We start from the raw sequence: 21,477 nt of genomic DNA, 5'->3' as shown, positions 1-21,477 counted from the left end.
GTAACATCATGATTATCATTCTTAAAAATAAAGGATCAAAACGATGAGGTTGAAATCTGCATTTAGCCTAGCCACTCTCTCTGCACTCGCACTATCCGCCTCTAGCGCACTGGCGGCCGAGAGTCTCACGGACGCCCTCAAAGGGGGGAAATTCGCTGGAGAGCTCAAAGCTTACTACTTCACCCAAGAGAAGAAGAAAAATAGTGAAGATATCCTCGCAGCGGGCGTGATGATGAACTATGTCACGGACTCTTTCTATGGTTTTAAAGCGGGAGGCACTTTCCAATCCAGCGCCACTCCTTTTGCTGATGAGGCTTCCAAGCAGATGTTCAAAAACGATATGTGGGCTCAAGGCGCGCAGCTTTCTGAGTCTTATCTCTCCTACACCTACGACCAAACAACCCTCAAGGGTGGTCGAATGTTCATTAGCACCCCTTTAGTCGCAGGAAGTGGATCGCGACTCATCCGAGAATCGTTTGAGGGCTACTCCATCACCAACCAAAACATTCCTGACACCACGCTAGGGTTACTCTACATTAATAAATTCCAAGCCAGAACCGATAAAGAGGGGCATATCGGAAAGTTCAACAAATACCAAGATGGCGCCTATTCTCTCTATGCGATCAACAAATCTATCCCTGGGCTCACCCTCACTGCTGCTTGGGCAAGAATCGAAAAAGAGGGAAGCGCCTCTGACCTAGATATCTTCTATGGCGAAGCCGTCTACAAGGGAAAAATCGCCGATTTTGGCTATGACCTCTCTGGACAATATTGGAAAAACCGCTACAACTCAGGCGACGAAAGCTCTAGCTCCCCCTCCCTCTATGGCCTTAAAGCTGGAGCCAGCTACTCTGACTTCAGTGCCTATGCCGCCTACTCTAAAGTCTCTGACTATGAGCTTACCGCTAGCGGACGCAACGAGCAGCTAGTTCATGGGGTGGGGAATGGCACGGATACCATCTACACCTACTCTCTTATCCGATCTTACAGCTACTATCCCAACATGGAAGCATGGGCGTTTAACCTCGATTATGCCTTCACACCAAGCCTCAAAGCAGGCTTCCTCTATGTGGATGTCGATGATGATAAGACAGAGGTCTCTTATACGGGTGGCTATATCTCCTATGCTTTCTCAGGATCCCTCAAAGGACTCACCCTAAGCGCCCAGTATGACAACGAGGGCAAGGATGGTGATGGCGATTCCTTTAGATTCCGCACTATTTATAAATTCTAAAATATATTAAAGGAGGAATATACTCCTCCTTTAATAGTGAAAATATACGAATCTTCTATACTCTTCAATTAATCAAAAAGTTTATTTTATAAATAATATTTTTCCAATAGTTTTTTCATAAAAATTAACTATTTTTATATTCAAAATCTTCTTGAACTTTCTCTCTCTTGTCGCTATAATACTTTTTAGTATTTCGTAACAAAAAACGCAGGATAACATCATGTCTCTTATAACCTCTTATAACCTCTTGTAGCCGACTCCTTCTCCTACCCCTGTTTCTTCTCTTTTTGGGTTGCCAAGGCAAACCTGAAGAGAAAAAGTCCACCCCTTTGGCCAAAACAGAGCTCTCCTATGCGAGCACTAAAGATATTCGAAATATCAACCCTCACCTCTATGGCGGAGAGATGGCAGCACGAAATATGCTTTTTGAGCCTTTGGTGATCAACACCCCAGAGGGGATCAAGCCTTGGCTCGCCACCTCTTGGGAGATCAAAGATGAGGGCACAACTTATCTCTTCCACCTCAGGAAAGGAGTGAAATTCAGTGATGGAGAGCCCTTTAACGCACTCGCGGTAAAGAAAAATATCGATGCGATTCTTGAGAATCGATCTAGACACGCTTGGCTAGAGTTGGTCAACGCCATCAAGAGCACCGAGGCACTGGATGAGCACACCTTCAAGCTCTCCCTCAAAAACCCCTATTATCCCACGCTTATCGAGCTAGCCCTCACACGCCCTTTCCATTTCATCTCCCCCGCTAGCTTTATAGATGGCGGAACCAAAAACGGAGTGAAAAGCTACGCAGGAACAGGCCCTTGGATCTTGGCCGAGCATGAGAAAAACTCCTATGCTCTCTTTAAAGCCAATCCGACTTACTGGGGAGAAAAGCCTCGGCTGGAGGCAATTAGATGGCGCGTGATGCCTGATCATCAGGCGATTCTACTAGCGCTTCAAAAAAGCGAAGTCGACCTCATCTTTGGAGCCGATGGTGACATGGTGAACATTGATGCTTTCAACGCCCTCCAAAAAGCCCAAAAATATACCACCTTGCTAAGCGACCCCATCGCCTCAAGAGCGATTCTGCTCAATACCAAGCAGCCCCTCACGGGAGACGTCCGCATTCGTGAAGCCATCTCTCACGCCATCGATAAAGAGGCCATTGCCAAAGGAATCCTCAATGGGTTAGAGACACCCGCCTCTTCACTCTTCTCCCCTTCTGTTCCCTACGCCAATATTCCCCTCTCCCCTAAAAAGCTCGACCTCCATCAAGCCAAAACCAAGCTGGATGAGGCGGGTTGGATGATGGATGAGAAGCTTGGCTACCGCCAAAAAGAGGGCAAAACCCTCTCCCTTAGACTCTACTACAACATCAATAACGCCCAAGAGAAGAGCATCAGCGAGTTCGTTCAAAGCAACCTCAAATCCATCGGAATCGATCTCCAAATTATCGGCGAGGAGAAGCAAGCCTTCCTTGATCGCCAAAAAAATGGTGACTTTGACCTCCAATACTCCCTCTCATGGGGCATCCCCTACGATCCCCAATCCTACCTCTCCTCTTGGAGGATGGCGACGCACGGAGACTACCAAGCCCAGCTAGGATTAGAGCGTAAAGCGTGGCTAGATGAGAGCATCCAAAAGGTTTTGATTGAGCCTGATAGAGAGAAGCGTCAAGCACTCTACACGGAAATTCTCACCTATATTGACCAGCAAGCTGTCTATGTGCCCCTTAGCTACTCAAGAACCAAAGCGGTCTTCACTCCTGCCCTTCAAGGAGTTAGCTTCAATGTCTCTCAATACGAGATTCCCTTCGAAAAGATGTTTTTTGATTCCAAAAAGTGATGAATCGTTATCTCTTTAAGCGTCTTTTGGTGATTCCTTGGCTTTTGCTGGGAATCTCCTTTTTCTCTTTTGGGCTAATGAGCCTGAGCCCCAGCGACCCCGCGGAGGTCGCCCTCAGGATGAACGATATTGTGCCCACTCCTGATCTCATCCGCGAAGTGCGCCTAGAGCTTGGATTGGATCGCCCTTTTTTGGAGCGATACTTCTCTTGGCTCACCTCCGCCCTCCAAGGAGACCTTGGCGTGAGTTATGTTCATAAAGAGTCTGTAATTCAAGAGATTCTTGCCGCTCTTCCCATCACGCTAGCCCTTGCCTCTGCATCGCTTGTCATGATTCTCTTTGGAGGTTTTGGCTTGGGTGTGCTTAGTGCTCTTTATGAAGATAGCCCTTTGGATCGCCTTATTCGAACCTTGGCCTTTACCTTTTCAGGAATTCCCAATTTTTGGCTTGGGCTTTGGCTCATCTGGCTCTTTTCAATTCATTTAGATCTCCTTCCCACGGGAGGATTGGAGAGTCCTGCATCGATTCTTCTGCCCTCCTTCACTCTTGCGTGTGCCTATATCTCGACCTATGTGCGTCTAGTGCGCCATGAGATGATCCAGCAAAAGAGCGAGCTTTATGTCCTTTACGCCCGCGCTAGAGGCCTTAGTGAGTGGCAAATCGGCTCTCACATCCTAAAAAACGCCCTTCGCCCTTCGCTCATAGCCCTAGGAGTCTCCATTCCTAAGCTCATCGCTGGTTCGGTCATCGTCGAAAACATCTTCGCCTTACCCGGAGTGGGGCGAATTTGCGTGCAGGCGATTTTTGCGCGGGATTACCCGATGATTCAGGGCTACATCCTCATGATGGCCATTCTCTTTCTATTCTTCAATCTCCTTGCTGATCTCTTGGCTCGTCTCCTTGACCCTAGGATGGTTGCACGCCCATGAATCTTACAATCCATTCACTCCTTGCCCGACCCCTAGCCCTCTTTTGGCTTCTTGTCACTGGACTCTTTATCTTTGCGGGGATTTTCGCCCCCCTCCTCTCTCCCCATGATCCCCTCACCCCCAACTTGGCGATGAAATTCGCTTCTTTCTCTTTAGACTATCCCCTAGGAAGTGATCATTTGGGACGCTGCATTCTCTCTAGGCTTCTTTATGGGGTGCGAACAACCCTCTTTCTCTCCATGGCGATTGTTGCGCTATCGCTCTTGATTGCTCTTGTTTTGGGGCTTAGTGCAGCCTTTTTTAGGCGAGCCGAGGAGTGGATCATGAGGGCATGTGATGCCATGCTCTCTTTTCCTAGCGAGCTGATGTTTCTTGCTATTGTGGGGATGCTTGGACCAGGTATCCTCAACACCCTCATCGCAGGAATCATCGCTAAAAGTGCGTGGCACACAAGAATGATCTATGCCTTTGCCCTCCACCTCAAAGACCAAAACTATCTTCTTTTTGCTCAAGCCGCCAAAACCCCTCTGCACCTCATCCTCCGCAAGCACCTTTGGCGCGCCCTCAGCTTGAAGGTGATTCTGCTTGCCACGATGGATATAGGCTGGATGGTTTTAAGTCTCTCAGCCCTCTCTTTTTTGGGTTTAGGTGTTCAAGCCCCCACTCCTGAGTGGGGCGTGATGCTCAGTGAAGCCAAAGAGGCGATGAGCTTCAACCCTATCCAAATGCTTCCTCCGGGAATGGCAATTTTGCTCATTGTGCTGGCATTCAACTTCTGGGGAGACACCCTCCAAACACTTCTTGATCCCAAGCACTCCTTCCCCAAAGGGCATTCATGACCCTACTTCGAATCGATGATCTCACGCTCACTCACGCCCCCACAGGGCAAAAACTAATCGATTCTCTCTCACTTGAGATTCTACAAGGCGAAGTATTGGGGGTTATTGGAGAGAGCGGTAGTGGCAAATCACTCCTTTGCAAAAGCATCCTAGGGCTCAATCCTCCTTCACTTTGCCCCACGGGAAGAATCGACTTTCAAGGAATCGACCTTCTTTCCCTTCCAAAAGAGCGTCTACGCCCTTGGCGAGGACAAAAAATCGCACTCATTCTCCAAGAGGCTATGAGCGCCTTTGATCCTCTCTCCAAGATCGGCTCGCAGATGGTGGAGACATTGCGCCTCAAATTCCCCAAAGAGCGCGCCCTAGAGATAGCCCATCAAAACCTCCATCAAGCAGGACTCCAAGAGAGCGAACGAATCCTTAAGAGCTATCCGCATGAGCTAAGCGGAGGGGAGCTCCAAAGAGTCATGATTGCCCTAGCCATCACGCAAGAAGTTGAGCTTATCATCGCCGATGAACCCACTAGCGCCTTGGATCTTCTTTGGCAGAAGCGAATCCTAGAACAGTTCCAAGCCATCCAAGAATCACGATCCCTCTCCCTGCTCTTCGTCTCGCATGATCTCGCCGCCATTGCCCACCTTGCTGATAGAATTTTGGTGATGCATCAAGGACGAGAAGTCGAATGCGCCCCCACCCAAGAGATATTCTCTCGCCCTACTCACCCTCAAACTCAAAAGCTGATCCAAGATCGCCAACTCCTCCTCCAAGGACTCCACCCATGATCTCCATCCAAAACCTCTCCAAGCGCTACGCGAATCGATTCGTGCTTCAAAATCTCTCGCTCAATATCCCCCAAGGAGAGTGGAGAGGAATTGTAGGCGAAAGCGGTAGTGGGAAAAGCACTCTAGCGAGGATACTCATGGGGGTCGATCAGCCAACCCTTGGCGAGATTTATATCCAAGGAGTGGCGCTCAAGAGGTGGAGGAGAAGTGCTGAGGGGCGCATTGGGGTGGTATTCCAAGACTATCATCGCTCCATCAATCCCCACTTTACTATCCAGACCGCGTTAGAGGAGGCTTTTTGGTGTCAAAACAAGCGTGCCAGCCTCGCTGAAATCTCTACGATTCTTGAGCAAGTCGAGCTCTCCTCCACTCTTTTAAGGCGCTATCCGCATGAGCTAAGCGGAGGACAACTTCAAAGAGTCTCTTTGGCTAGAGCCCTCGCACTCCAGCCAAAATTTTTAATCCTTGATGAGGCGTTAAGCGCTCTTGATGTCTCCACCAAAGTTGAGATCATCCGCCTCCTTCAAAAAGCCAAAGAGCAGAGCGGTCTCACCGCGCTCATCATTGCCCATGATCTGGAGACTATTTTGGCCTTATGCGAACGCTTTGGCGTGCTTTGCGGGGGGTGCCTCATCGAGGAGGTGGAATCTCGCTCCTCTCACCTCGCGCGCCACCCCTGCACCCAAGAGCTCCTTGGAGCCCTCCTGCCCCTCCCCCGTCCTAAACCCCAACAAGAAAGGATTTCATGATCTCTTCCCTTCAGATTCTCCCCTATCTCCCCCTGGAGCACTCCGAAGCCGAGCAATTTCTTTGGGAGCAGTTCCGTCTCCATTATGGCACCAAAGTCTCTAGCCAGCGCCTCATGGAGCTGCAAGAGCGCTTCAAAAAGGAGCGCCTTGACCCTCTTTACTCTTTTTTCATCGCCCTAGAAGGAGAGGAGATTGTCGGCTGTATCGCCCTCTCTCCCTATGATCAGCGGATCTCTAGTTTGAGATTACGCTATACGGAGGGTTTTGTGGGTGAAATAGGGCGATGCTATGTCAAAGAGAGTCTCCAGCGTCAAGGGATTGGCTCTTTTCTCTTTAAACAAGCCCTCCAAAGAGCTCAAGAGATTGGATATGAGACGCTCTACCTCCATACCCACCCCTTTCTTTCAGGAGGGTTTGACTTTTGGAAAAAGCGTGGCTTTCAAGCACTCTTCAAAGAGGAGGGAGAGTGGCAGACGATCCACATGGAGAGAGGAGTAGAAGATTGAGCGCCAATTTTTGGTTATAATATTTTTTAACCAAAAAAAGAGCGCACCAACCATTTCACCCTATCCCCAAAAGAGCATGACAAGGTGATTCCCTATGGACCCCCTTCCTCTCCCCTTTCATCGATTCTTTGATGAACTCGATGCCCTTGTGGTCGTCTTGGATGTTGAGAACTACTCCATTCTCTACGCCAATGCAGAGGCCAAGAAGGTGCTTGGCGAGATCGTGGGGATCCCCTGTTATGAGGCAAAGTATGGACGAAGCGAGCCTTGCGAAGGCTGCCTTGAGGCAGGTGCTATTCCCCATCGCCATATTTGGCAAAGCCAAAATAGACAAACCCAGCGCTGGTATCGATGCCATAGCAAAGTGATTGAGATTGAGCCTCAAAAAAGCGTTCGCGTGGGTATCTCTTTTGATATTAGCGAACAAAAGGAGGGAGAGGCGCTCTTTGAGATTATCTCCCAAAATGTCACGGATGTGATCTGGGTTTATGATCTCAAGCTCAATCGATTCCGCTATATTAGCCCCTCCGTGGAAGCAATGCGGGGTCTCCCCAAAGAAGAGGCCGAGGCGATGTCCCTAGAAGAGACGCTCACCCCCTCCTCCTATCAAAGAGCCATGCAAATTCTCGAGGGGGAGCGTTTAAGACTAAGCAATCCAAGCCACCGAGAAATCAAAATCTTCTCAGAGTTTTTCGATCAATACACGCATGATGGCGAGGTGATTGAGACGGAGGTGACTGCAAGAGTGGTGCAAGACGAGGGGGGCAATCTCGCCAAAATCATCGGAATCACCCGCAACTTTACTGAGCAAAAACGCCTCATCGCCGCTTTACATGAAAGCGAAAAAGAGCTCAAAGAGGCTCAAAAGCTTGGAAAAATAGGGAGTTTCACACTCGATCTTCTCCAAGAAACACTCAAAAGCTCTGAGGTTTTTGACCAACTCCTTGGGCTCTCCCCCTCTTCGCCCAAAACCCTAGAAGATTGGGTCTCCCTCTTTGGAGAAGATCCGCGCGATTCTCTACCTCTTTTTGACCCTCAAAACCCCATCAAAATTGATCACCTAGAGATAGATCAAAAGATCACTCGCCCTAAAGATGGCAAAGAGATATGGGTCAAAGGGGTTGCCAAAACCCTCTACGAGAAGCAGAGATTACGCTACCTCAAAGGAGTCATCCAAGATGTCACGGAGCGCAAACAGTACGAACTTCGCACTAAAAACAACCTAGAACGCCAAAAATTCATCAATGACGTCCTGCATCTCCTCTACCGTCCACTTGATTGGAATCAATCTATTGCCAAGGTGATGGAGCTCCTAGGACGCTTCACCCAAGCGGATCGTTCCTATATTTTTGAAAACTCTCCTGATGATTCCTATGCGACCAACACTTTTGAGTGGTGTCAAGAGGGAATCGCTCCGCAAATCCATCTTCTTCAGCACTTCGAATATAGCCTTATGCCCTCATGGAAGCCTCTTATTGTGGAGAAGAAGATGATCTGTGCCTCTGATATATCCACCCTTCCCCTAGACCTCTCTGAGACACTCGCCCCCCAAGGAATAAAATCCATTCTTGCGGTCTCTATCTTTGCCCAAGGACGGCTCTATGGCTATTTGGGGCTTGATTCTTGCCGCAAAAAACGCGAATGGAGCGAGGAGGAGATCGAGCTTTTGCGCTCCATATCGACGATCATTGCGGGAGCCATTGAGCGCAGGGGATGGGAGCGCTCGGAGAAAGAGCAGCGCATCCAAGCCCAACAAGCCAACCTCGCCAAATCTGAATTCCTCGCCAATATGAGCCATGAGATTCGCACACCGCTCAACTCCATCCTTGGCTTTGCCGAGCTTCTCAAGCCTGCTTTAGAGAAGAACGAGCGTTTTGCTGGATACCTAGAGAGTATCGCCACCAGCGGCCAAAACCTTCTCCTTATTATCGATGATATTCTTGATCTCAGCAAGATCGAATCGGGCAAGATGGAGATACATCCTTCACCCACTGATATTAAAGCATTTCTTAAAGAGCTCGAATCACTCTTCCTCCCCAGTGCCCTCAAAAAAAATCTCTCCTACGAATTGAATCTTCAGGAGGGAATCCCTGATTTTTTGGTGATGGATGAGATTCGCTTGCGCCAAGTGCTCTTCAATCTTCTTGGCAATGCTTTTAAATTCACTCACGAGGGAAAAGTCTCCTGCTCTTTTAGATTTCAGCGCCAAAGTGCCTCTAAAATCACCCTCTTTATCGAGGTGAGCGACACGGGAATAGGCATTCCCCTAAGCCAGCAATCAAGAATTTTTGAGCCCTTCACTCAGCAAGATGCCCAAAACACGAGAAAGTATGGGGGCACAGGATTGGGGCTCACCATCACCAAGCGCCTCGTGGAGATCATGGGGGGAGATCTCACGCTAGAGAGCCGTCCAAAATGGGGTTCCACCTTTTTTATCACTCTACCCCATCTCCAGATTGCCACCCCTAAAACCTCTAAGAGCTCCCTTCAAACCCCTCCCTCCTCCCTCCCCTGCGCTAAGATTTTGCTGGTGGATGATGTGAGTGACAATCGAGAGATTGTCCGTGCCTTTTTAGAGGGACAGCCCCTCCATATTATCGAAGCCAAAGATGGGCTAGAGGCTATCGCTATCGCCCAAAAAGAGCTTCCCGACCTCATCTTGATGGATATTCAAATGCCTTTCAAAGATGGACTAGAGGCGGCCAAGCTCCTCAAAGAATCACCCAAAACACGCCCCACCAAAATCATCGCTCTCACCGCCTTGGCCATGAAGGAGGAGGAGAGAGTGATTCGCTCCTTTTGCGAGGGCTACATCAAAAAGCCCTTCACCAAGGCCACCCTCTTAGAGGAACTCTCCGCCCACCTCGCTTCTCGCCCCCTCCATACGAGTGCCCCTGATCTCACACCAAAAGAGCACTCCCTCCTCCAAGAAGCGCTTCAAGGAGAATACGAAGAAGCTTCGCTCTTAATGCTTAATGTCGATATTGAGCGATTCGCCCAAGGCCTCTTGGCGCTTGCTGGAGAGCAGATTCCCTCTCTCATTCCTCTCTCTAGCGCACTTCTTGAGGCAACTCAATCTTTTGAGATTGAGCGCATGGAGGCGCTTTTTGGGCAGCTACAGCCCTATTTTAATTCCCCCAAGGAGTGTTCATGAGCGACCCCTTTGACCAAGACCAAGCCGAGATTCTCATCATTGATGACACCCCCGAAAATCTCCGCCTCCTAGGAAGCGTCCTTAAAGAGGCGGGCTATCTCATCACCATGGCCAAAAGCGGAATCCAAGGACTCCAAGCCGCCAGAAAACATCAGCCCGACCTCATCCTATTGGATATAAGAATGCCCGAAATGGATGGCTTTGAGGTGCTCACCAGACTACGCGAGGAAGAGAATCTTGGTGAGATTCCCGTGGTCTTTCTGACCGCTCACAGTGATGAAGAATCGATTCTGCGCGGACTCTCTTTGGGGGCGGTGGACTATGTCAAAAAACCCTTTAGTCCTTCAGAGCTGCTTCTTCGAGTGCGCAATCATCTAGAGCTCAAATTCCATAGAGATCACCAAAACACCCAAAAAGAGCTCCTAGCCAAGCGAGTCGAAGAGGAGCTTGCCAAGCGTCTTCAGAGCGAGAAGCTCCTCCTTCGCCAAAACAAGCTCGCCCACCTGGGCGAGATGCTAGGAATCATCACTCACCAATGGAAACAGCCACTCAATATTCTCTCTCTCCATAGCCATCTCCTGCTTGATTGGGCCAACACCCATCTCGCAGGAAAAGAGCTGGAGCGACTCCAGCGTTTCCATGATGAGATGAGCGAGCAGATTCACTACATGAGCACCACCGTGGATGACTTCCGCAATTTCCTCCGTCAAAATAAAGTCAAAGACCTCACCACGATTGAGCGCACCTTCGAGGAGTGTAAAAATATCATTCAGCCCGATCTCATCAAGCATAAAATCACTCTAGAGATCATCACCCCCACCCAATCCCTCTCGCTCTACTGCTACAAAAATGAGCTCAAGCAAGCCCTCCTCAATCTTCTCTCCAACTCTAGAGATGCCATCATTGAGAGAGGAATCAAGGGAGGTAAGATCACCCTTGAAGCCAAAGCCATAGCGCACGAGAAGGGCAAGAAGAGCCTAGTGATCACCCTGCTAGACAATGGCGGAGGAATCAGCGCTGAACCTTTAGAGGTGATCTTCGACCCCGATTTCACCACCAAAGAGGAGGGAAAGGGGACGGGGATTGGACTCTATATGACCAAGATGATCGTTGAGGATAGCCTTCAAGGTGAAATCACCGTGCAAAATGAGTCAGAGGGAGCACTCTTCGCCCTTACGCTTCCTTGCTTAGTGACTCCTTAAAAGAGGGGTTTCTAAGCCAATTTTCCCTACAATCACCCCCTTAAACCTCCAACCTCACAAGGAATCGCTTGATTGAACTTCTGCTTCTTTCACTCGCACTCAGCATGGATGCCTTTGCCGTCTCTCTTGGACTTGGAGCACGATTTGGCTATAACAAAAGAGAATCTTTAAGACCAGCGCTTAGCTTTGGAATCTTTCAAGGAATCATGCCGCTTCTTGGTTTTTTTGTCGGAGTGACCTTCATCGCCTTTATCTCGGCTTTTGATCACTATCTTGCCTTCGGAATATTGGCTCTAATTGGGGCAAAAATGATCTATGAAGGATTGAGCCAATCAGAAGAAGAGCGACTCGATGAACTGAGCCACCGCACCCTTTTGATTCTCTCCATCGCCACAAGCATTGATGCGCTCGCCGCAGGAGTATCGCTCCACCTTATTGATGTGAATGTCTTCCTCTCCTGCACCATCATCGCTTTCACTACCTTTCTCCTCTCCTATCTTGGGGTGCTTTGGGGAAAGAGAGCAGGAGAGCAGTGCAAGAGGGGGGCGGAGATTTTAGGAGGCGTGATTCTCATTGGGATTGGGAGCAAGATTCTTCTGGAGCACCTCTTCTTTTAAGAGGTCAAAAATCAAGCCTCCAATGAACCAAAAAGCCCCATTCGCCCCGTGATTCCCTCGCGCCTATAGGAGAAAAATCGCTCATCGCATGCACTGCAATGTTCATCCACCAAGATTCTCTCTTCGCTCACCCCTAAGACTTTGAGCTCCTCTAGGAGGGGGGCAATGAGATGAAGATAGAATCGCTCCTCTCTCCTCTTCACTGCCATCGAGAGTGAAGAATCGCCCTCAAATTCTCTAGCGATTGACTCGCCCACCTCATAGCAGCACCCTCGAATCGAAGGCCCCACATAGACCCTTAGATCCAAAGCCTCGCTCCCATATCGATTCTTCATCTGGTGGATAGCTTGGGTGAGAATCTTTTTATAAACCCCTGCTCTGCCCGCATGAAGTAGCGCTAAAGCACGGGTTTTGGGATCATAGAGCGCGATGGGGTTGCAGTCAGCCACCATACAAAGAAGCACCACATTAGGATCATTCGTCATGAGTCCATCCCCCTCTTTGGGGAATCCTGATATCGAAGAATCAACTTCCCAAATTTTTGTGCCATGCACCTGTTGAAGGTAAAAAAGTCTCTTTTTCTCCATCCCCGCCCCTTGGAGCGCGAGGGCAAGATTGCGCTTGACATTCTCCTCTTTGTCTCCCACATGAAAAGCAATATTGAGCGATTCGTAGGGCGGAGGACTCACGCCTAAAGAACGGTCGCTCATCCAAAGATTCACCCCCTCTTTCCAAATCTGGCGCACCCTCCTCTCCTTAAAGTGGCGCGGGGAGATGCCCCATGGTCTTTAAGATATCGCGTGCTCCCGTAGAGATGTCAAGCAAAGGATTGGGCGAGAGTCGAACCTCCAGCTGAAGCTCTCTAGAGAGATACTCCCTCAAGCCCTTAAGCAGTGCCCCGCCGCCCGTGAGAATCACACCATCTTCTAAAATATCAGGGGCAATCTGCGGAGGAGTCATAGAGATCGCCTCGGCGATAGTTTTTTTGATCTTCTCAATACTTGGCATAATCGCGGTGTAGAGCTCATAGGAGCTGATTTCAAAACTCACAGGAAGTCCATGGATTAGATCTTTTGCCTTTGCGCTCATTCTCTCCTCATGGCTTGGATTCTCGATATTGCCTAGCTTAATCTTGATCTCTTCGGCCATATCTTTGGAGATGGAGAGGCTTTTGTGGTGCTTGATATATTCAACAATCGCCATATCCAGCGAATCTCCCGCCACTTTGCTCGATTTAGAGGCCACCAATCCCCCTAAAGAGATGATACTCACCTCCGTAAGCCCACTCCCAAGGTCAACGATCATACGCCCCCTTGAAGAGCTGATGTCAATCCCTGCACCCACCGCCGCACTAAAAGGGTCTTCAATCAAAACCACCTCTTTGGCACCCGCTAAGAGGGTCGCCTCATAGAGAGAATTTCGCTCCACGGGGGTGAGATTTTGAGGGATACTAATCCCCACGCGAGGCTTAAAGATGAATCGTCCCAAAAGCCCTGAAATAAGCGTCCCCATAAAGGTCTTGGTCATCTCAAAATCACTAATGGCTCCACTGGAGAGGGGATAGATCACTTTGAGCTTCTCGGGTGTCTTGCCGCGCATTGCCTTAGCTTTGCTTCCAATCGCCACCACCTTGTCGCTGCCATACTTTCGCTCAATGGCAATACAAGAGGGCTCGTTGAAGACGACTCCCTGGGGTTCAAGACAGACAATAGTATTCGCCGTCCCTAGGTCGATCACGATATCGCGTCGCTTGGTGAAAAAATCGATCATTCTTGCCCTCTAGTGTGAAGTTATTTGACTTTATTGTAAAGTATCATCGTTGAAACTCTGTATAACTCTCTTTTTAATCCTCAGCTGAATCTTTCCCGCCCAGCCTCAATCAGAATATTGACTTAAGTCAATTACTTCACCCTATGATTTTCATTAGAATTTACAGCGTGGTCTCCCCTTTTGTCGATGAGCTTTCAAAACAACCCTTTGCAACAAAATAAAATAGGGTTGTTCAGAGGGTTCGCATGATTCAATGAAAATCATGCGGGAGGGGTTACAAAAGCTTTTAGGGCTTTGGCCATGGCGGTGCTTTGCAAGCACCTATGTAAGGTTTTACCATCTGAAGGAGGGAATGTGAATAAAAGTAAATTCCTAGTGTATAGCTCGCTGGTGGTGTTCGCCATCGCTTTGGGCTTGTTCGTCTATCTGGTGAATGCCTCCAAGGCACTCTCCTATCTATCGAGCGATCCAAAAGCGTGCATCAACTGTCATGTCATGAATCCGCAATACGCTACATGGCAGCACAGCTCCCACGCAGAGAGAGCCTCCTGTGTCGAATGTCACCTCCCCACGGGTAACATGGTGCAGAAGTATATCTCCAAGGCAAGGGATGGATGGAATCACTCCGTCGCCTTTACGCTAGGCACCTATGATCACAGCATGAAAATCAGCGAAGATGGGGCGAGAAGAGTTCAAGAGAACTGCATCTCCTGTCACGCCTCTCTCTCCTCAACACTGCTTGAGAATGCTGATAGGAATCACCAATTCAACGATCCAAAAGGCGCATCCGAGAGGTTGTGCTGGGAGTGCCACAAAAGTGTTCCACACGGAAAAGTCCGAAGTCTAACCGCCACACCTGACAATCTGGGTGTCAGAGAAGTTAAGTAAATCTAAAAGAAGGAGCCAAGATGACAAAATTCAAGTTGTTACTTGCGGGATCACTGGTCGCGATCGTCTCTATGGGGTTACTCGCGAGCAATATCAACGAAAGAGAGAAGGAGCGAGTCGCTCTCAACAAAACAGCCCACAGCCAAGGCATCGAGGGCAAGGCAATGAGCGAGGAGTGGGCGAGATACTATCCAAGACAATTTGATTCTTGGAAAAAGACCAAAGAGAGCGACAATATTACCGATATGCTCAAAGAGAAGCCCGCCCTTGTGGTGGCTTGGGCTGGATATCCCTTCTCTAAGGACTACAATGCTCCAAGAGGCCACTACTACGCCCTGCAGGATAATATCAACACCCTAAGAACAGGGGCACCCGTGGATGGCAAAACAGGTCCTCTCCCAAGCGCCTGCTGGACTTGCAAATCTCCTGATGTTCCTAGAATCATTGAGCAAGATGGAGAGCTAGAATATTTCACGGGCAAGTGGGCTAAATATGGAGATGAGATTGTCAACACGATTGGCTGCTACAACTGTCACGACGATAAGAGTGCTGAGCTCAAATCCAAAGTGCCCTATCTTGATCGAGGCCTCAGTGCAGCAGGCTTTAAAACCTTTGCCGAATCGACTCACCAAGAGAAGCGATCCCTTGTATGCGCCCAGTGCCATGTGGAGTATTACTTCAAAAAGACAGAGTGGAAAGATGACAAAGGCGTAGATAAAACCGCAATGGTCGTCACGCTTCCTTGGTCGAAGGGAATCTCCACTGAGCAGATGGAGGCCTACTATGATGAGATCAACTTCGCCGACTGGACGCATGGAATCTCTAAGACTCCTATGCTCAAAGCCCAGCACCCTGATTGGGAGCTCTACAAAACGGGAATCCATGGACAAAAAGGGGTCTCTTGTGCGGATTGCCATATGCCCTACACTCAAGAGGGAGCGGTGAAATACTCTGATCACAAAGTCGGCAATCCCCTTGATAACATGGACAAGAGCTGCATGAACTGCCACCGAGAGAGCGAGCAGAAACTCAAAGATATCGTGAAGCAAAAGTTTGAGCGCAAAGAGTTCTTGCAAGATATCGCGTTTGACAATATTGGCAAAGCCCACCTAGAGACCGGCAAAGCGATGGAGCTTGGCGCCACGGATGCTGAGCTTAAAGAGATTCGCACCCACATCCGACACGCCCAGTGGAGAGCGGATATGGCGATTGCTGGACATGGCTCTTTCTTCCACGCTCCTGAAGAGGTGCTAAGACTTCTTGCTTCAGGCAACGAAGAGGCTCAAAAAGCTAGAATCAAGCTCGTCAAGGTGCTCGCTAAGTATGGCGCGATCGACTATGTCGCTCCTGATTTCGAGACCAAAGAGAAAGCCCAAAAACTAGCCAAAGTGGATATGGAAGCCTTCATCGCTGAGAAACTCAAGTTCAAGCAGACGCTAGAGCAAGAGTGGAAAAAGCAAGCCATCGCCAAAGGGCGACTCAATCCTGAGTCTCTCAAAGGAGTGGATGAGAAGTCTTCTTACTACGATAAAACCAAAAAATAACCCCCTGAGGCGCCCTCCATCAGGAGGGATGGCCTCATTTTGATTCTCTTCATAAGGATATCACGGTGCTATACAAACTCTTAAGCTCCTATATCACCCTGACGCTCCTCTTTCTTCTTCTTGCCGTTGGAGCGGCCATAGCCACCTTTATCGAAAATGACTTTGGCACAGCCAGCGCCAGAGCTCTTGTTTATGATCATCTTTGGTATGAGGCGCTTTTAGGAGTTCTAGCACTCAATCTTTTAGCGGTGATTCATCGCACTAAACTCTATCGATTCAAAGCTCGATTCCTCTTTCATATCGCCTTTGTCGTGATTCTTCTAGGCGCAGGACTGACGCGATATTTAGGGAACGAGGGAATCATGCACATTAGAGAGGGGGAGAGTGCCTCAAGCTTTCTCACCACCAAGCCCTACCTCCAAGTCACTCTTCATGAGGGCACATCTCCAAGGACGCACTTTTTTCCCCTAGAGATCACCGCATGGAAGAATCGACTCCAAAAATCCCTTCCCACCCAAAGCACGCCCTTAAAGATTGCTCTTGTCGATTCTTTTATCCACAAAGAGGGGTTGGGTGTTTCGGGCTATTTCGATTTGGAGCTACTCCACAAAGAGAAGCGAATCAAAAAACGCTTCACGCACAACCTCGCCTCCTCTTTGCAAAAAGAGACCCTTTGGCTAGATGATCTTCAAGTCGATCTCGCCTATGGCCCCCAAGAGATTCCCCTCCCCTTTTCGCTCTCGCTTAAAGCCTTTGAACTCAAACGCTACCCCGGTAGCCGCTCTCCCTCAGAATACACTAGTCATGTCGCTCTTGTTGACCCAAGCCAAAAGGTCGCCCTAGAGGAGACCATCTTTATGAACAACACCCTCTCTTATGGAGGTTATAAGTTTTTCCAAACCTCCTATGACATGGACGAAAAGGGGACGATTCTCACCCTTAATCAAGACCCCGGAAAAGAGGTGACCTATCTAGGTTACGCTCTCCTTTTTTTGGGTCTCCTTTGGAATCTTCTCGATCCGACTTCGCGTTTTAGGGTGCTTCTTGGGCGAATCAAAAAAGATTCTCTCTCGCTTCTTCTGCCCCTTTGCCTCCTCTCCCCCCTCGCCTCTTCGCTCTACGCCCAAAGCGACTATTTGCAGGGCTACCTCAAAGAGCACCAAAAGGGAAGTCAGGAGCTCTCTAAAGGCTTTGGAGAGCTCATCGTTCAAGCCAAAATGGGGCGCATGGAGCCTCTTAATACACTCAATCGCGAAATACTCTATAAGCTGAGCGGGAAGAGCTCTTTTTTAGGAATGAGCGCGGATCAGGTGGTTTTGGGGATGCTCTCCAATCCAAGAGCTTGGCAGGGCGTGCCTCTTATTCGAGTCAAAACCAAACCCCTCCAAGAACTCATCGGAATCCACCCCCAAAACAGAGCCCGCTTTAATGACTTTTTTGATGAGAACTCCGCCTACAAGCTCCAAAAAGAGGTCGAGCGCGCCAGCACCCTCCCCCCTTCTAGGCGTGGAAGCTATGAAAATGATCTTCTCAAGGTCGATGAGCGCCTCAATATTGCACTCATGGTCTTTCAAGGCTCTCTCTTTAAGCTCTTCCCCCTGCCTAGCGATCCTCATCATCGCTGGCTCAATCTCAAAGAATCGATCTTCATGCTAGAGGGAGAGGAGGCCAAAACCCTCCACCAAGCCACCGCACTCCTCCTTGATAGCGCTTTTGAACGGCAATACTTCAAGGGGATAGAGGCGCTCCAAACGATCTCTTTCTATCAATACAAAAAAGGAAATGAGGTGATTCCTAGCGAATCAAAGCTCCAAGCCGAGCTCCTCTTTAATCGTCTTGAGATTTTTCCCCATCTCACTCCTGCCTACCTTGTTTTGGGCTTTTTGGTGCTTCTCTCTGCCTTTGGATTACTCTTTTTCCCGCCACTCGCCTCCCATAGAGTGAGAGTTAGTTTCCACCTCCTGGGGTGGATTCTCTTTGCGCTTCACACCTTGGGGCTCCTCCTGCGTGCCTATGTGAGCGGTCACGCCCCTTTGAGCGACACCTACGAATCGATGCTCTATATCTCTTGGTCGGGAATGCTCGGCGCGCTCCTTTTTTTTAGACACTCCCTCTTTGCACTCTCTGCTTCCATTCTCATGGCGGGAATCTTCCTCTTTGGAGCACACCTAAGCCATATTGATCCTGAGATCACGAATCTCGTCCCCGTGCTCAAATCTTTTTGGCTCACGCTGCATGTCTCCGTCATCACCGCCAGTTACGGATTTTTTGGCGTAGGAGCTTTTTTGGGCTCTTTTGCCCTCGCTCTTTTTATCCTCAAAGATCACCTCAAGACCCCGCTAGATAAGCCCATCCATCAGCTCAGCCAAATCAATGAGGTCTCTCTCATTCTCGGCCTCACCCTTTTGGTGATAGGGAACTTCCTCGGAGGCATTTGGGCTAATGAGAGCTGGGGGCGATACTGGGCGTGGGACCCCAAAGAGACATGGTCTTACATCTCGATTCTTCTCTATGCGCTTATCTTGCACCTTCGCTTGCTTAGACCCAAACATTACGACTATCTCTTCTCCCTCCTCTCCCTCTGGGGCTTTGGCTCGATTCTCATGACCTATTTTGGAGTCAATTTCTATCTCGCAGGACTCCACTCCTACGCCCAAGGCGACCCTCTCCCTATTCCTCTTTGGGTCTATGCGCTCTCCTTGGCTCTTGCACTCCTTAGCCTCATCGCCTATCCCCATCGCCACCTCCAAAATTCAGATAAAGGAAACTCATGAAAAAACTTCTCGCGCTCTCCCTTCTTCTCCTTGGACTCTCTCTTGGCGCCAAAGAGCCGATTCTTCATCAAGGAATCATCACCCAAGTCCTGCATGGAGGCGGCTACGCCTATCTAGAGATTGACAAAAAAGGCACCAAACACTGGGTCGCCATCACCGATATGCCTATCAATCCAGGATTAGAGGTGCGATTCATTGAGGAGCTAGTGGCTGAAAATTTCACCTCCCAAGCCCTCCAAAGAAAGTTTGATCGCCTCATCTTCACCTCTTCGCTAGAGTATCGCACCCCCATCCCTGAGAGTGACCACCTCGCCTTCATCAAGGAGCGAGTCGATCGCTCCCCCTATCAAACCAAGGAGACCCTAAGCGTCTATGAAGTGGTGAAGAATCGACAAAACTACAAAGATAAGAGCGTTCAAGTTCGAGGCAAAATCGTCAAAATCTCCTCCAATATTTTAGGGCGAGATTGGGTGCACATCCAAGATGGAACAGGAGAGAAAGAGGTCGCTAGAATCGTCTTTACCGGAGAAGCTTCAGGGCTTAAAGTCGGAGAAATCGTCACCGCCAAAGGAAAAGCCTCTTTGGATAAGGATTTTGGCTCTGGGTATATCTACCCCATCATCCTAGAGGAATCCACCTTCCAAAAATAGTCATTGCCTAGGCCAAAAAGTCCTGCTCTATTTCGCGCTTTTTTATGGTATAGTCTCTAATTCTAATCAATTTTTTTCTGATTCCCGAAAATCTTTTTTAGGATTGAGAAGATGATTTATACCGCATGGATGAAGGATTTTTTGGCGCGCCGAGAGAGGCTTGAGAGCTTGCTTCGCCTCCAAGGTTTGAGCGATGCAGAGATTTGGGGCTACTTCTCTTGGGAAAATATGCGCCAAAGAGAGCCCAACTACTGCGAGCTCTACGCCAGGAATCAAAAATGCCATGAGATGGAATCGCTCAACTGCTACCACTGCGGTTGCCCCTTTTTTCTCTATGATGATGAAGGAATCGCCGAGTTTGGCAACTTCAAACTCATCAGCGCTTGTGGCAATGCTAGTCCCCATCGAAAGCTCACAATTCGCAATAATGAAGCTCACAACGACTGCTCTAACTGCACGATCCCCCACGAGCTAGAGAGCATCAGCGCCTGCCAATCAAGCGCCCTCCCTTGGGAGGAGAAGCCTAAGGGTTGATTCTCCTTAGGACGACTAAAATAGGCGCGACCATCCAGAGGCTCTCCCACATAATAGCCCTGCAGATAGTCCACTCCCAGCCCCACCACCTTCTCTAGCACCTCTTTGGAGTGCACAAATTCTGCGACCGTAAAGAGCCCCGTCTCCTTGGCAAAATAGACAATGGCCTTGACGATGGATTGCGATTTTTCATCTTGGGCGATCTCTTTGATGAGCGAGCCATCGATTTTGAGGAATTTGGCATTGAGCTTTAAGATGTAGCCAAAGTTGGAGTAGCCGCTTCCAAAATCATCAATCGAGATATTGCACCCCGCCTGACGAATCTCCTCTAATACCCTTCTAGCCCCCTCATAATCATGAATCGATTCTGATTCCACGATCTCCACCGAAAGCTTGGAGGCAACTCCATAGTGCTTCAGTCGATCAAAAAAGAAATCCATGGTTTTTTGGTTGAGCAGATCTTTGATGGAGAGGTTAATGGAGAAGAGAAAAGGTTCTTTGGCAAAAGTCTTAAAGCTCTCTTCGATGATGGTTTTGGTGATCTCTGGGTAGAGCTTGCTCTTTTTGGCGACCTCAAGAAATTGCGAAGGGGGAATCACCGCTCCAATCTCATCAATCATTCTAGCTAGCGTCTCAAACTTCTCAATTTTGCCCGTCTTGGAATTCACAATAGGCTGATAATAGGGGATGATTCGGTGGTGAAGAATCGATTCTTTGAGCTTTTTGAGCCAAAAGAGATTCTTCTTGTAGGCCTCCTTATGATTCATCCGCTCATCATAAAGCGCCACCTCCAGCCGCTCTTTTTTGGCATAGTTTTTGGCAGAATTGGCACCAAAATAGAGCTCTTGGTGCTTGGATGATCTCGCCACGCCTGCGCTCATAGTGAGTCTAATATCGTTGCTTTTCACAAAGAATCGGCGCTGAGAGAGCTCCAAAACCGCCTTGGCGGAGATTCTCAAAAGCTCATCCTCAGAGGGTGCCTGAAGAAAGAGGAGCGCAAACTCATCACCAGAGAGACGATAGAGATACTCCCCCTCCTTGCCGCCGATTCCTTCGCGCCCGACAAACTCTTTCAAAAAGTTGCCAATCTGGCGGATCACCCCATCGCCTCCATGGATTCCAAAGAGGTCATTGATCTCACCAAAGCTGTCCACATCAAAGATCACCAATCCCAAAGCCTGCTCTTTGGGGGTCGATTCGATATCTTTGAGAAGCTTTCGCCGATTCCCAAGTCCTGTCAAACGATCCCCGTAAAATATCTCAAAGAGCTCTTTTTCACGCTTTTTAGTGCCACGAAAGTAGAGATAAGAGAGAGGAAGCAATGGAAGAACAAAAAGCAAAAAAGGAGCCAGAAAAGAGGGGTTCTCGCCCCTCCCTGCTACCATATAGCCGACGATGAGAACGACAGCAATATAAAGAAGCATTCCAGCGTAGAGTAGTTGTTGATTCACCGTGTCCTTCCGCAAA

General features: G+C 49.0%; 18 protein-coding genes. 15 read left to right on the top strand and 3 right to left on the bottom strand.

Features of this window, described 5'->3' with window-relative positions:
* The first annotated feature begins 43 nt into the window (after positions 1-43).
* The 10 genes from WS_RS04730 (at position 44) to WS_RS04685 (ending at position 11,850) form a co-directional block, all read left to right on the top strand.
* Positions 44-1,234, top strand: coding sequence for an OprD family outer membrane porin (locus tag WS_RS04730; RefSeq protein ID WP_041571760.1), 1,191 nt, complete (start codon positions 44-46; stop codon positions 1,232-1,234).
* A gap of 329 nt (positions 1,235-1,563) precedes the next feature.
* A complete protein-coding gene (gene nikA / locus WS_RS04725; protein WP_011138879.1) occupies positions 1,564-3,072 on the top strand; it encodes a nickel ABC transporter substrate-binding protein in 1,509 nt (502 codons plus the stop codon).
* On the top strand, positions 3,072-4,001 hold the full coding sequence (gene opp1B / locus WS_RS04720) for a nickel/cobalt ABC transporter permease (RefSeq protein ID WP_041571756.1): 930 nt from the start codon (positions 3,072-3,074) through the stop codon (positions 3,999-4,001). Before nikA ends, opp1B begins: the two co-directional genes overlap by 1 nt.
* Positions 3,998-4,840, top strand: a complete 843-nt coding sequence (locus WS_RS04715) for an ABC transporter permease subunit (RefSeq protein ID WP_041571754.1) — start codon at positions 3,998-4,000, stop codon at positions 4,838-4,840. Before opp1B ends, WS_RS04715 begins: the two co-directional genes overlap by 4 nt.
* A complete protein-coding gene (locus WS_RS04710; RefSeq protein WP_011138875.1) occupies positions 4,837-5,622 on the top strand; it encodes an ABC transporter ATP-binding protein in 786 nt (261 codons plus the stop codon). The genes WS_RS04715 and WS_RS04710 overlap by 4 nt, the downstream gene beginning before the upstream one ends.
* Positions 5,619-6,371 (top strand): ABC transporter ATP-binding protein, encoded by a 753-nt coding sequence (locus tag WS_RS04705; protein ID WP_011138874.1) that lies wholly within the window; start codon positions 5,619-5,621, stop codon positions 6,369-6,371. Before WS_RS04710 ends, WS_RS04705 begins: the two co-directional genes overlap by 4 nt.
* Positions 6,368-6,877, top strand: a complete 510-nt coding sequence (locus tag WS_RS04700; protein ID WP_011138873.1) for a GNAT family N-acetyltransferase — start codon at positions 6,368-6,370, stop codon at positions 6,875-6,877. Before WS_RS04705 ends, WS_RS04700 begins: the two co-directional genes overlap by 4 nt.
* 94 nt (positions 6,878-6,971) lie before the next feature.
* Positions 6,972-10,031 carry an ATP-binding protein gene (locus tag WS_RS04695; RefSeq protein ID WP_011138872.1) on the top strand — a complete coding sequence of 1,020 codons (3,060 nt, stop codon included), beginning with the start codon at positions 6,972-6,974 and terminating at the stop codon, positions 10,029-10,031.
* A complete protein-coding gene (locus WS_RS04690; RefSeq protein WP_011138871.1) occupies positions 10,028-11,233 on the top strand; it encodes a sensor histidine kinase in 1,206 nt (401 codons plus the stop codon). Before WS_RS04695 ends, WS_RS04690 begins: the two co-directional genes overlap by 4 nt.
* 68 nt (positions 11,234-11,301) lie before the next feature.
* Positions 11,302-11,850, top strand: a complete 549-nt coding sequence (locus tag WS_RS04685; RefSeq protein WP_011138870.1) for a manganese efflux pump MntP — start codon at positions 11,302-11,304, stop codon at positions 11,848-11,850.
* 11 nt (positions 11,851-11,861) lie between these two features.
* On the opposite strand, the gene pgeF is transcribed toward WS_RS04685, so the two are convergent.
* Positions 11,862-12,596, bottom strand: a complete 735-nt coding sequence (pgeF, locus tag WS_RS04680; RefSeq protein ID WP_011138869.1) for a peptidoglycan editing factor PgeF — start codon at positions 12,594-12,596, stop codon at positions 11,862-11,864.
* 10 nt (positions 12,597-12,606) lie between these two features.
* On the bottom strand, positions 12,607-13,620 hold the full coding sequence (mreB, locus tag WS_RS04675; RefSeq protein ID WP_011138868.1) for a rod shape-determining protein: 1,014 nt from the start codon (positions 13,618-13,620) through the stop codon (positions 12,607-12,609).
* Between the two features lie 354 nt (positions 13,621-13,974).
* Between mreB and nrfH the strand changes: the two genes are divergently transcribed.
* The 5 genes from nrfH (at position 13,975) to WS_RS10915 (ending at position 20,010) form a co-directional block, all read left to right on the top strand.
* Positions 13,975-14,508 carry a cytochrome c nitrite reductase small subunit gene (gene nrfH, locus WS_RS04670; RefSeq protein WP_011138867.1) on the top strand — a complete coding sequence of 178 codons (534 nt, stop codon included), beginning with the start codon at positions 13,975-13,977 and terminating at the stop codon, positions 14,506-14,508.
* Between the two features lie 20 nt (positions 14,509-14,528).
* Positions 14,529-16,052: an ammonia-forming cytochrome c nitrite reductase gene (gene nrfA / locus WS_RS04665; protein WP_011138866.1), complete on the top strand. Its 1,524-nt coding sequence runs from the start codon at positions 14,529-14,531 to the stop codon at positions 16,050-16,052.
* Positions 16,053-16,117: 65 nt separating this feature from the next.
* Positions 16,118-18,826 carry a cytochrome c biogenesis protein gene (locus tag WS_RS04660; protein WP_011138865.1) on the top strand — a complete coding sequence of 903 codons (2,709 nt, stop codon included), beginning with the start codon at positions 16,118-16,120 and terminating at the stop codon, positions 18,824-18,826.
* Entirely contained in the window at positions 18,823-19,476 is a 654-nt protein-coding gene (locus WS_RS04655) for a hypothetical protein (protein WP_011138864.1), read from the top strand. Before WS_RS04660 ends, WS_RS04655 begins: the two co-directional genes overlap by 4 nt.
* 111 nt (positions 19,477-19,587) lie before the next feature.
* On the top strand, positions 19,588-20,010 hold the full coding sequence (locus WS_RS10915; protein ID WP_129545369.1) for a hypothetical protein: 423 nt from the start codon (positions 19,588-19,590) through the stop codon (positions 20,008-20,010).
* On the opposite strand, the gene WS_RS04645 is transcribed toward WS_RS10915, so the two are convergent.
* Positions 19,911-21,461, bottom strand: coding sequence for a bifunctional diguanylate cyclase/phosphodiesterase (locus tag WS_RS04645; protein WP_011138862.1), 1,551 nt, complete (start codon positions 21,459-21,461; stop codon positions 19,911-19,913). The genes WS_RS10915 and WS_RS04645 overlap by 100 nt on opposite strands.
* Positions 21,462-21,477 lie beyond the last annotated feature (16 nt).

The organism is Wolinella succinogenes DSM 1740, from assembly GCF_000196135.1.
In the GTDB taxonomy this organism is placed as follows: domain Bacteria; phylum Campylobacterota; class Campylobacteria; order Campylobacterales; family Helicobacteraceae; genus Wolinella; species Wolinella succinogenes.
This window is presented reverse-complemented; position numbering and strand designations above follow the sequence as displayed.

Bases quoted from the DNA above. Each gene is read 5' to 3' on its own strand.
- WS_RS04700 (WP_011138873.1), top strand. From the start codon at position 6,368: ATGATCTCTTCCCTTCAGATTCTCCCCTATCTCCCCCTGGAGCACTCC.
- WS_RS04730 (WP_041571760.1), top strand. From the start codon at position 44: ATGAGGTTGAAATCTGCATTTAGCCTAGCCACTCTCTCTGCACTCGCA.
- opp1B (WP_041571756.1), top strand. From the start codon at position 3,072: ATGAATCGTTATCTCTTTAAGCGTCTTTTGGTGATTCCTTGGCTTTTG.
- WS_RS04655 (WP_011138864.1), top strand. From the start codon at position 18,823: ATGAAAAAACTTCTCGCGCTCTCCCTTCTTCTCCTTGGACTCTCTCTT.
- WS_RS04705 (WP_011138874.1), top strand. From the start codon at position 5,619: ATGATCTCCATCCAAAACCTCTCCAAGCGCTACGCGAATCGATTCGTG.
- nrfA (WP_011138866.1), top strand. From the start codon at position 14,529: ATGACAAAATTCAAGTTGTTACTTGCGGGATCACTGGTCGCGATCGTC.
- WS_RS04710 (WP_011138875.1), top strand. From the start codon at position 4,837: ATGACCCTACTTCGAATCGATGATCTCACGCTCACTCACGCCCCCACA.
- WS_RS04690 (WP_011138871.1), top strand. From the start codon at position 10,028: ATGAGCGACCCCTTTGACCAAGACCAAGCCGAGATTCTCATCATTGAT.
- WS_RS04695 (WP_011138872.1), top strand. From the start codon at position 6,972: ATGGACCCCCTTCCTCTCCCCTTTCATCGATTCTTTGATGAACTCGAT.
- WS_RS04715 (WP_041571754.1), top strand. From the start codon at position 3,998: ATGAATCTTACAATCCATTCACTCCTTGCCCGACCCCTAGCCCTCTTT.
- WS_RS10915 (WP_129545369.1), top strand. From the start codon at position 19,588: ATGATTTATACCGCATGGATGAAGGATTTTTTGGCGCGCCGAGAGAGG.
- mreB (WP_011138868.1), bottom strand. From the start codon at position 13,620: ATGATCGATTTTTTCACCAAGCGACGCGATATCGTGATCGACCTAGGG.